Source organism: Citrobacter sp. (assembly GCF_050252275.1).
Taxonomy (GTDB): domain Bacteria; phylum Pseudomonadota; class Gammaproteobacteria; order Enterobacterales; family Enterobacteriaceae; genus Citrobacter_A; species Citrobacter_A amalonaticus.
Genome location: NZ_JBFWLF010000188.1, coordinates 1 through 9,199, shown reverse-complemented (window position 1 = coordinate 9,199; position 9,199 = coordinate 1). Strand labels below are relative to the sequence as shown.

The window sequence follows — 9,199 nt, the reverse complement described above, 5'->3', positions numbered from 1 at the left end:
GTGGCTTTCTGCCGTTCCAGCTTCGCAATAGAAGCATTCATCTCCTCGATTTGTTTGTTCAGCTGCGCAAGCGTGTTTTGCGTTTCACGTAACTGGCGTGCGGCGGCGGAGATGGCCTCTTCCTGCGCCTTCAGTTGCGCAAGCAGGCCAGAACGTTGTTGCTGTTGCTGACGAACAGCACGTTCTTTGGCGGCGATATCTGCCTGAATGGATTTAAGCTGATCGCGGTCATCCGCGTGGGCGGAAAAGGTGCACAACAATACGCCAGCGCTCACCACGCTGGCGTAAATCAAGGGCCTGACTGAAAACCGTCTTGGTTTCATGGCCCCATTTTCGCTATTTATCGTCTTTCCCCTCATGGGGAAGGATTATTCCACGATGAACAGCGGCTTACCAGTCATCTCTTGCGGGATTTCCATGCCCATTAGCGTCAACATGGTGGGGGCGATATCGGAAAGTTTGCCGCCTTCCACCGCTTTCACATTTTTGTTGCCGACATAAATCAGCGGAACCGGCAGGTTAGTGTGCGCGGTGTGCGCCTGACCGGTTGCCGGATCGCGCATTTGCTCGGCGTTGCCGTGGTCAGCGGTGATCAGCAGTTGACCGCCAACGGACTCAACCGCTTTTGCCACCTGCTCAACACAGTGGTCCAGCGCTTCAACCGCTTTAACCGCCGCTTCCATCACACCGGTATGACCGACCATGTCGCCGTTCGGGTAGTTACAGATGATGGTGTCGTATTTCCCGCTTTCGATAGCGGCCACCAGTTTTTCGGTCAGCTCTGCGGAGCTCATTTCCGGCTGCAGATCGTAGGTCGCCACTTTCGGTGAGTTGATCAGGATGCGATCTTCACCGGTGAACGGTTCTTCGACGCCGCCGTTGAAGAAGAAGGTGACGTGGGCGTATTTTTCGGTTTCAGAGATACGCAGCTGCGTTTTGTCATTCTTCGCCATCCACTCACCAAACGTGTTCGCCAGCGAGGCGGGCGGATAGGCAACGGCCGTTTTGATGTCGGCAGCGTATTCGGTCAGCATTACGAAGTTCAGGTTAACCACTTTCTTGCGCGCGAAGCCGTCGAAGTCGGTGTTAACAAAAGCACGGGTGATTTCACGCGCGCGGTCAGCACGGAAGTTCATGAAAATGAGCGCGTCGCCGTCTTCCATCGCGGCATCGGCCTGGCCTGCGGCGCGGATCACGGTGGCTTTCACGAATTCATCGTTTTCATCGCGGGCATAGGCGGCCTGCAGACCTTCAACGGCGGTATTAACCTGGAATTCACCCTGCGCCAGCGTCATCAGGTCATATGCTTTCTCCACGCGATCCCAACGGTTGTCGCGGTCCATCGCATAGTACCGGCCAATGATAGAGGCGACGCGACCTTTGCCCAGCGCGGCAAATTTCTCTTCGAATTTTTTCAGCGAAGACTCTGCGCTGCGTGGCGGCGTATCGCGGCCATCGAGGAAAGCATGCAGATAGATTTTCTCTGCGCCACGCTCAGCGGCCAGTTCAACCATCGCCATGATGTGATCTTCGTGGCTATGGACGCCACCGGCAGAGAGCAGACCCATGATGTGCACGGCTTTACCGGCGTTTTTCGCCTGGTCAACCGCGGCGGTCAGCGTTGGGTTGGCAAAGAAAGTGCGTTCTTTAATTTCAACGTCCAGACGGGTCAGGTCCTGATACACGATGCGGCCCGCACCCAGGTTAACGTGACCGACTTCGGAGTTACCCATCTGACGATCGGGCAGGCCCACTTCCAGACCGGAAGCATCGATCAGGGTATGCGGGCGTTTTGCCCACAGCGCATCCATTACCGGGGTTTTGGCATTAAAAATGGCGTTATCCTGGCTGTCTTCACGGTAGCCATAGCCATCCAGAATCACCAGTACCATAGGTTTTTTAGAAACCGACATTGCGAAACCTCACACTCAAGAGACAAAAATAATTGCGTAATTTTACTACAGCTGAATCGATAAAATAGCCTCAGAAGATCAAAGAATGGGGCAGGCTGGTTCACGGATGGTACGGATTTGCACTTTTTTTTCCGTAGCGCCCCGCAAAAATGCAATCCATTGCACGCGCTGGCTGTATTTGCGTCAACGCGCAGGTATACTCCTGTCCTGGTTTTTTTAATCACTGAGTCGGGAGTTGTTACCCCCCATGCAAGAAATTATGCAATTTGTTAGCCGCCATCCCATACTGAGTATCGCCTGGATTGCGTTACTGGTGGCGGTTTTGTTCACCACGTTTAAAGGCCTGACGTCGAAAGTTAAGGTCATCACTCGCGGCGAAGCCACGCGTCGTATCAACAAAGAAGACGCCGTTATCGTGGATTTACGTCAGCGTGACGATTTCCGCAAAGGCCATATCGCGGGTTCCATTAACCTGCTGCCCAGCGAAATCAAAGCGAACAACGTGGGCGAGCTGGAAAAACACAAAGACAAACCGGTTATCGTGGTCGATGGTTCCGGCATGCAGTGCCAGGAAGCGGCAAACGCGCTGATCAAAGCAGGCTTTGAGAACGTGTCTGTGCTGAAAGAAGGCGTTGCGGGCTGGAGCGGTGAGAATCTGCCGCTGGTTCGTGGGAAATAATTTTCCCGACGTAAACGAATTTGGAGATAAGTATGGCCAATATCGAGATCTACACTAAAGCAACCTGCCCGTTTTGCCATCGTGCGAAAGCGCTGCTGAACAGCAAGGGTGTGAGCTTCCAGGAACTGCCGATCGACGGCGATGCCGTGAAGCGTGAAGAGATGATCAAGCGCAGCGGTCGTACGACGGTTCCACAGATTTTTATTGATGCACAGCACATTGGCGGCTGTGATGACTTGTATGCGTTGGATGCGCGTGGTGGACTTGATCCCCTGCTGAGCTAACGCTGGGCCATGTTATTGGCATCAAGCGCTATTTAAGGACAACACTAAAGGGTTTTCTACACATGTCAGAACAAAACAACACCGAAATGGCTTTCCAGATCCAGCGTATTTACACTAAAGATGTCTCTTTCGAAGCGCCAAATGCGCCGCATGTTTTCCAGAAAGATTGGCAGCCAGAGGTTAAACTTGATCTGGATACAGCATCTACTCAACTGGCAGATGACGTATACGAAGTGGTGCTGCGTGTTACCGTAACGGCTTCCCTCGGTGAAGAAACGGCGTTCCTGTGCGAAGTTCAGCAAGGCGGTATCTTCTCTATCAGCGGAATCGAAGGCACCCAGATGGCGCATTGCCTGGGCGCATACTGCCCGAACATTTTGTTCCCGTATGCCCGCGAATGCATCACCAGCCTGGTTTCACGCGGTACGTTCCCGCAACTGAACCTTGCGCCGGTTAACTTTGATGCGCTGTTCATGAACTATTTACAGCAGCAGGCTGGCGAAGGTACTGAAGAACATCAGGATGCCTGATGAACCAAAGTAATGCTTCAATGACTGTGATCGGTGCCGGCTCGTACGGCACCGCTCTTGCCATCACCCTGGCAAGAAATGGCCACCAGGTTGTCCTGTGGGGCCATGATCCTAAACATATCGCGACCCTTGAGCACGATCGCTGCAATGTCGCGTTCCTCCCGGATGTGCCTTTCCCCGATACGTTACGCCTCGAAAGCGACTTAGCTACTGCGCTGGCGGCCAGCCGCGATATTCTGGTGGTCGTGCCAAGCCATGTCTTTGGCGAAGTATTGCGACAGATTAAGCCTCTGCTGCGTCCTGACGCGCGTCTGGTCTGGGCAACCAAAGGGCTGGAAGCAGAGACGGGACGCCTGTTGCAGGATGTTGCCCGTGAAGCGCTGGGCGATAAAATCCCGCTGGCAGTGATTTCCGGACCGACGTTCGCGAAAGAGCTGGCGGCAGGCATGCCGACGGCCATCTCCCTGGCCTCCACTGACGACACCTTTGCTGATGACTTACAGCAACTGCTGCATTGCGGTAAGAGTTTCCGTGTCTACAGCAACCCGGATTTCATCGGCGTCCAGTTGGGCGGCGCGGTGAAGAACGTGATTGCGATCGGCGCAGGAATGTCTGACGGCATTGGTTTTGGCGCTAACGCCCGTACTGCGCTAATTACGCGTGGCCTGACAGAGATGTCGCGTCTGGGCGCGGCGCTGGGCGCCGATCCCCAGACCTTTATGGGAATGGCCGGGTTAGGCGATCTGGTGCTGACCTGTACCGACAACCAGTCGCGCAACCGCCGTTTTGGCATGATGCTCGGTCAGGGCATGGATGTACAAGGCGCGCAGGACAAGATTGGACAGGTGGTTGAAGGCTACCGCAATACAAAAGAAGTTCGCGAGTTGGCGCACCGTTTTGGTGTCGAAATGCCAATAACCGAGGAAATTTATCAAGTATTATATTGCGGAAAAAACGCGCGCGAGGCAGCATTGACGTTATTAGGTCGTGCACGCAAGGATGAGCGAAGCAGCCACTAGTCTCAAGGATCCGTTTTTAAAAAATGACCCGGCCCGCGAAGAACGGGCCGGTCGTTAGCCTCATTACCTGGAGCCCGCAATGCCGTGTGAAGAACTGGATATCGTCTGGAACAATATAAAAACCGAAGCCCGCGCTCTGGCAGACTGTGAGCCTATGCTGGCCAGTTTTTACCACGCAACGCTACTCAAGCATGAGAATCTGGGCAGTGCGCTAAGCTACATGCTGGCGAACAAACTGGCATCGCCCATTATGCCCGCCATTGCGATCCGTGAAGTGGTCGAAGAAGCGTACGCAGCAGACCCGGAAATGATCGCCTCAGCAGCCTGTGATATTCAGGCCGTCCGCACGCGTGACCCGGCGGTCGATAAATACTCCACTCCGCTTTTGTACCTGAAAGGTTTTCATGCCTTGCAGGCCTACCGTATTGGTCACTGGTTATGGAATGAAGGCCGCCGCGCGCTGGCAATCTTCCTGCAAAACCAGGTCTCCGTGACGTTCCAGGTGGATATTCACCCTGCGGCGAAGATTGGTCGTGGGATCATGCTCGATCATGCCACCGGCATTGTCGTCGGTGAGACGGCAGTGATCGAAGATGACGTGTCGATCCTGCAATCGGTCACCCTCGGCGGTACCGGTAAAACCAGTGGCGATCGTCATCCCAAAATTCGTGAAGGCGTGATGATTGGCGCGGGGGCGAAAATCCTCGGCAATATCGAAGTCGGACGTGGGGCGAAAATTGGCGCCGGTTCCGTGGTGTTACAGCCCGTTCCGCCGCACACCACCGCCGCTGGCGTTCCGGCGCGCATTGTCGGTAAGCCAGACAGCGATAAGCCGTCAATGGATATGGATCAGCATTTCAACGGGATACACCATACGTTTGAGTACGGCGACGGTATTTGAGCTCTTGCCCGGTGGCGCTGTGCTTACCGGGCCTACAAAACCGCAGGTCGAATAAGGCGACAGCCGCCATCCGACGATTCAAAGTGTGCGCAAGACTGCGCCAGGATATCCCAACTGGCGCCACGCCTCATACACCACCACCGACACGGCATTTGACAGGTTCATACTGCGGCTGTCCGGCATCATCGGAATACGTATTTTTTGTTCAGCGGGCAGGGCATCGAGAATGCTGGCTGGCAGACCGCGCGTTTCCGGACCAAACATCAGATAGTCGCCATCCTGATAGCTCACCGCGCTGTGTGCAGGCGTGCCCTTGGTCGTCAGAGCGAACAGGCGCTGCGGTTTTTCAGCTTCGAGAAATGCAGCGTAATCATGATGGCGAACCACCGCAGTAAATTCATGATAATCCAGTCCCGCGCGGCGCAGGCGTTTGTCGTCCCAGGTAAAGCCCATCGGCTCAATAATATGCAGACGAAAGCCTGTGTTTGCGCACAGACGAATGATGTTGCCCGTGTTCGGCGGGATTTCTGGTTCAAATAAGACGATGTTGAGCATGCTGCCCCCTTAATTACGGGGGGCAGAATAACACTTTCATTACGCCGCATCACCTTGCGATAGCGGTGCCAGTGCGGCAGGGAGCTTGTTGATTTCCTGTACCAGGGAATCCTTGCTGATGTCGGTGATGGATTTCGCACTGGTCAGCGTCATGGCAACTTTCATCTCTTTTTCAATCAGATTCAGCAGATTGGCCACTCCCGCCTGACCTGCCGTCGCCAACGCGTACAGATACGCACGGCCCAGCAAAACGGTATCTGCGCCCAGCGCAATCATTCGCACCACATCCAGCCCGTTGCGGATACCGCTGTCCGCGAGAATGGCGATATCGCCTTTCACCGCATCGGCAATGGCGGGCAGTGCGCGCGCGGAAGAGAGCACGCCGTCCAACTGACGGCCTCCGTGGTTAGAGACCACAATCCCATCTGCACCAAAGCGAACGGCGTCGCGGGCGTCTTCCGGATCGAGGATCCCTTTGATCACCATCGGGCCATCCCAGAACTCCCGGATCCACTCAAGGTCCTTCCATGAAATTGACGGATCAAAGTTGTTTGCCAGCCAGCCGATGTAATCTTCCAGTCCGGTAGGCTTGCCGAGGTAAGCGGAGATATTGCCGAGATCGTGAGGACGACCATTCAGACCGACGTCCCAGGCCCACTGTGGATGAGTGACCGCCTGCCAGTAGCGACGCAGCGCGGCATTCGGGCCGCTCATCCCGGAGTGGGCGTCACGATAGCGTGCCCCCGGCGTCGGCATATCGACCGTAAAGACCAGCGTTGAACAGCCCGCCGCTTTTGCCCGTTCCAGCGCATTACGCATGAATCCACGGTCGCGCAGAACATACAACTGGAACCACATCGGACGGTTAATAGTGGGCGCGACTTCTTCTATCGGGCACACGGAGACGGTGGAAAGGGTAAACGGGATCCCTTTCGCATCGGCTGCCGCTGCAGCCTGCACTTCGCCACGGCGGGCATACATGCCGCACAGCCCGACCGGCGCCAGCGCCACGGGCATCGACAGTTTTTCGTTAAACAGCGTGGTTTCCAGGCTCAAGTCAGACATGTTTTTCAGCACGCGCTGGCGTAGCGCCACGTCCGATAAGTCTTCCACGTTACGCCGCAGGGTATGCTCCGCATACGCGCCGCCGTCGATGTAGTGAAACAGGAACGGGGGCAGAATGCGCTGGGCTGCGGCGCGATAATCGCTGGCGGCTGAAATAATCATGCTTTGTTCTCCCTGGGATTTTCATTGTGGTCGCCGGGCAAACGGGTAATGCGCGCCTGGCGGGCCTGGTCTTCATCAAATTGTTTAATGGTGGTATGGACGAAACTGAGGTGCGCCATCATCGCCTTACGCGCGCCGTCGGCGTCGCCCGCGAGAATGGCATCCAGTACGGCCTGATGTTGCTCCGTCAGCCGGGAAAAGACGGGCGGAACGAGATACATGCGCTGTCGGCTTTGTTTCACCGACGAATGCAGAACGTCGAAGAACCCGCGCATCGTTTGTAACAGCACCACGTTATGCGAGGCTTCGGCGATAGCCAGATGAAAACGAACGTCGGCCTGTGAGGCAAGATCCGGGTCTTCGCTGAGCGTGGCGTCAAAGCAGAGTTTGATTTTCTCTTTGTCGGCCGTGGTGGCGCGTATCGCCGCATGCCAGGCCGTACTGGCTTCGATGGCGTGTCGGGCTTCGAGAATATCGAAACTGTAATCCGGGTCGTCGGCCATCAGGGTTTTCAGCGGCTGAACGATGTTTTGTTCAGACCACTCTTCATGCTGCCAGCGGACAAACGTGCCGCCGCCGCGACGGCTGAGTAGCACGCCTTCGCTGACGAGCTTTGCCAGCGCTTCGCGCAGCGAGTTACGCGAGACGCCAAGCTGTACCGCCAGTTGGCGCTCGGCGGGCAATTTCATGCCCGCTTCCAGCTGTTGTTCTTCAATCAGCGCCCGCACACGAGAGGCAACCTCGTCCGACAGGCGTCTGGGCATCACGATCATGGAATCATCCAGGTTAAGACGTAAGCCTGAAGCGTGGTGATAACGCCCACCATGCAGGTGAAAATCAGGCTGTGTTTGACGGTAAAACGGAACAGATCCGACTCTTTGCCGACCAGTCCGACCGCCGCACAGGCGATGGCGATGGACTGCGGCGAAATCATTTTTCCGGTGACGCCACCGGTGGTATTGGCCGCCACCATCAGCACATCGGACACGCCGATTTGCTGTGCGGCAGTTGCCTGCAGGGCGGCAAACAGCGCGTTAGATGAGGTATCTGAACCGGTCAGGAATACCCCCAGCCAGCCGAGGAACGGCGAGAAGAAGGTAAAGGCGCTGCCCGTGTGCGCCAGCGCTAACGCCAGCGTCGAGGAGAGCCCGGAATAGTTGGAGATAAACGCAAAGGCCAGCACCATCCCGATGGAGTAGATCGGCAGCGCCAGTTCCTTCAGCGTGCTGCCGAAGGTCTGAATGGCGGCGGAAGGCTTCATCTTCAGCCAGACGATTGACAGCAGTGCGGCGAACAGAATGGCGGTGCCAGTCGCGGAGAACCAGTCAAATTTATACACTGCCGCGTAGGCGGTAGCTTCGTGAACCACGGGCGGCATGCGGGCAACCAGTTTGTCGAGGAACGGGACCGGGATGTTAATCACCCAGTCGTACAGCGCGCCGCCGGGAGCGAACAGGGCTTTAAACGGCGGCACGCTCCAGAGGGTTACGGTGGCCGTCAGGAACAGAAACGGCGACCAGGCGCGAACAACCTGTCCGGCGGTATAGTTCGTGCGTGCCAGCGTCTGATCAACTTGCGATGCGCCCATATCGCCAAAGCGGAAGATGCGAACCGGCTGCCAGCGTTTCAGGAACAACGTCAGACAGACCAGCGAGACCAGCGAGGAGATGATGTCCGGCAATTCCGGGCCGATAAAGTTGGAGCTGAGGTACTGAGCAATAGCGAATGAACCACCCGCCACCATGACCGCAGGCCAGGTCTCTTTCACGCCGCGCCAGCCATCCATGATCGCCATGATCCAGAACAGTACGATAATTGTCAGGAACGGTAACTGACGACCCACCATCTGGCCGATTTCAAAGCTGTCCAGCCCAGTCACCTGGCCGGCGACCAGAATCGGGATCCCCATGGCACCAAACGCCACGGGCGCGGTATTGACGATCAGGCACAGTCCAGCGGCATACAGCGGGTTAAACCCGAGACCTACCAGCAGCGCGGCAGTGATGGCAACGGGGGCACCAAATCCCGCCGCCCCTTCGAGGCAGGCGCCAAATGAGAAGCCGACGATCAGCATTTGCAAACGCTGGGCGG

General features: G+C 56.3%; 10 protein-coding genes and 1 pseudogene. 5 read left to right on the top strand and 6 right to left on the bottom strand.

Going from position 1 to position 9,199, the window contains the following annotated elements; all coding sequences use genetic code 11:
- Both AB7E14_RS15605 and gpmM read right to left on the bottom strand, forming a co-directional pair.
- A pseudogene (locus AB7E14_RS15605) lies at positions 1–359 on the bottom strand (murein hydrolase activator EnvC); the annotation flags it as partial.
- Positions 360–368: 9 nt separating this feature from the next.
- On the bottom strand, positions 369–1,913 hold the full coding sequence (gene gpmM / locus AB7E14_RS15600) for a 2,3-bisphosphoglycerate-independent phosphoglycerate mutase (protein WP_316962409.1): 1,545 nt from the start codon (positions 1,911–1,913) through the stop codon (positions 369–371).
- A gap of 247 nt (positions 1,914–2,160) precedes the next feature.
- Between gpmM and AB7E14_RS15595 the strand changes: the two genes are divergently transcribed.
- From AB7E14_RS15595 to cysE, 5 genes are all read left to right on the top strand, one after another.
- Complete coding sequence (locus AB7E14_RS15595; RefSeq protein ID WP_042998608.1) at positions 2,161–2,592, top strand: rhodanese-like domain-containing protein; 432 nt, start codon at positions 2,161–2,163, stop codon at positions 2,590–2,592.
- Between the two features lie 32 nt (positions 2,593–2,624).
- A complete protein-coding gene (grxC, locus tag AB7E14_RS15590) occupies positions 2,625–2,876 on the top strand; it encodes a glutaredoxin 3 (protein WP_012908148.1) in 252 nt (83 codons plus the stop codon).
- A 62-nt stretch (positions 2,877–2,938) separates the two neighbouring features.
- The gene (gene secB / locus AB7E14_RS15585; protein WP_003024155.1) at positions 2,939–3,406 is read left to right on the top strand and encodes a protein-export chaperone SecB; all 468 of its coding nucleotides are present in this window, start codon (positions 2,939–2,941) and stop codon (positions 3,404–3,406) included.
- Positions 3,406–4,425, top strand: a complete 1,020-nt coding sequence (gpsA, locus tag AB7E14_RS15580; RefSeq protein WP_042998607.1) for an NAD(P)H-dependent glycerol-3-phosphate dehydrogenase — start codon at positions 3,406–3,408, stop codon at positions 4,423–4,425. Before secB ends, gpsA begins: the two co-directional genes overlap by 1 nt.
- Positions 4,426–4,504: 79 nt before the next feature.
- Positions 4,505–5,326, top strand: a complete 822-nt coding sequence (cysE, locus tag AB7E14_RS15575; protein ID WP_042998606.1) for a serine O-acetyltransferase — start codon at positions 4,505–4,507, stop codon at positions 5,324–5,326.
- 78 nt (positions 5,327–5,404) lie between these two features.
- Here the strand turns inward: cysE and trmL are convergent, their stop codons facing one another.
- The 4 genes from trmL to lldP all read right to left on the bottom strand — a co-directional run.
- Entirely contained in the window at positions 5,405–5,881 is a 477-nt protein-coding gene (trmL, locus tag AB7E14_RS15570) for a tRNA (uridine(34)/cytosine(34)/5-carboxymethylaminomethyluridine(34)-2'-O)-methyltransferase TrmL (RefSeq protein WP_044328191.1), read from the bottom strand.
- A gap of 39 nt (positions 5,882–5,920) precedes the next feature.
- Positions 5,921–7,108 carry an FMN-dependent L-lactate dehydrogenase LldD gene (lldD, locus tag AB7E14_RS15565; protein WP_316962408.1) on the bottom strand — a complete coding sequence of 396 codons (1,188 nt, stop codon included), beginning with the start codon at positions 7,106–7,108 and terminating at the stop codon, positions 5,921–5,923.
- Positions 7,105–7,881 carry a transcriptional regulator LldR gene (gene lldR, locus AB7E14_RS15560; protein ID WP_042998603.1) on the bottom strand — a complete coding sequence of 259 codons (777 nt, stop codon included), beginning with the start codon at positions 7,879–7,881 and terminating at the stop codon, positions 7,105–7,107. The genes lldD and lldR overlap by 4 nt, the downstream gene beginning before the upstream one ends.
- The coding region (gene lldP / locus AB7E14_RS15555; protein ID WP_428169653.1) for an L-lactate permease at positions 7,878–9,199 on the bottom strand (1,322 nt) is incomplete at its 5' end. The genes lldR and lldP, both read right to left, overlap by 4 nt.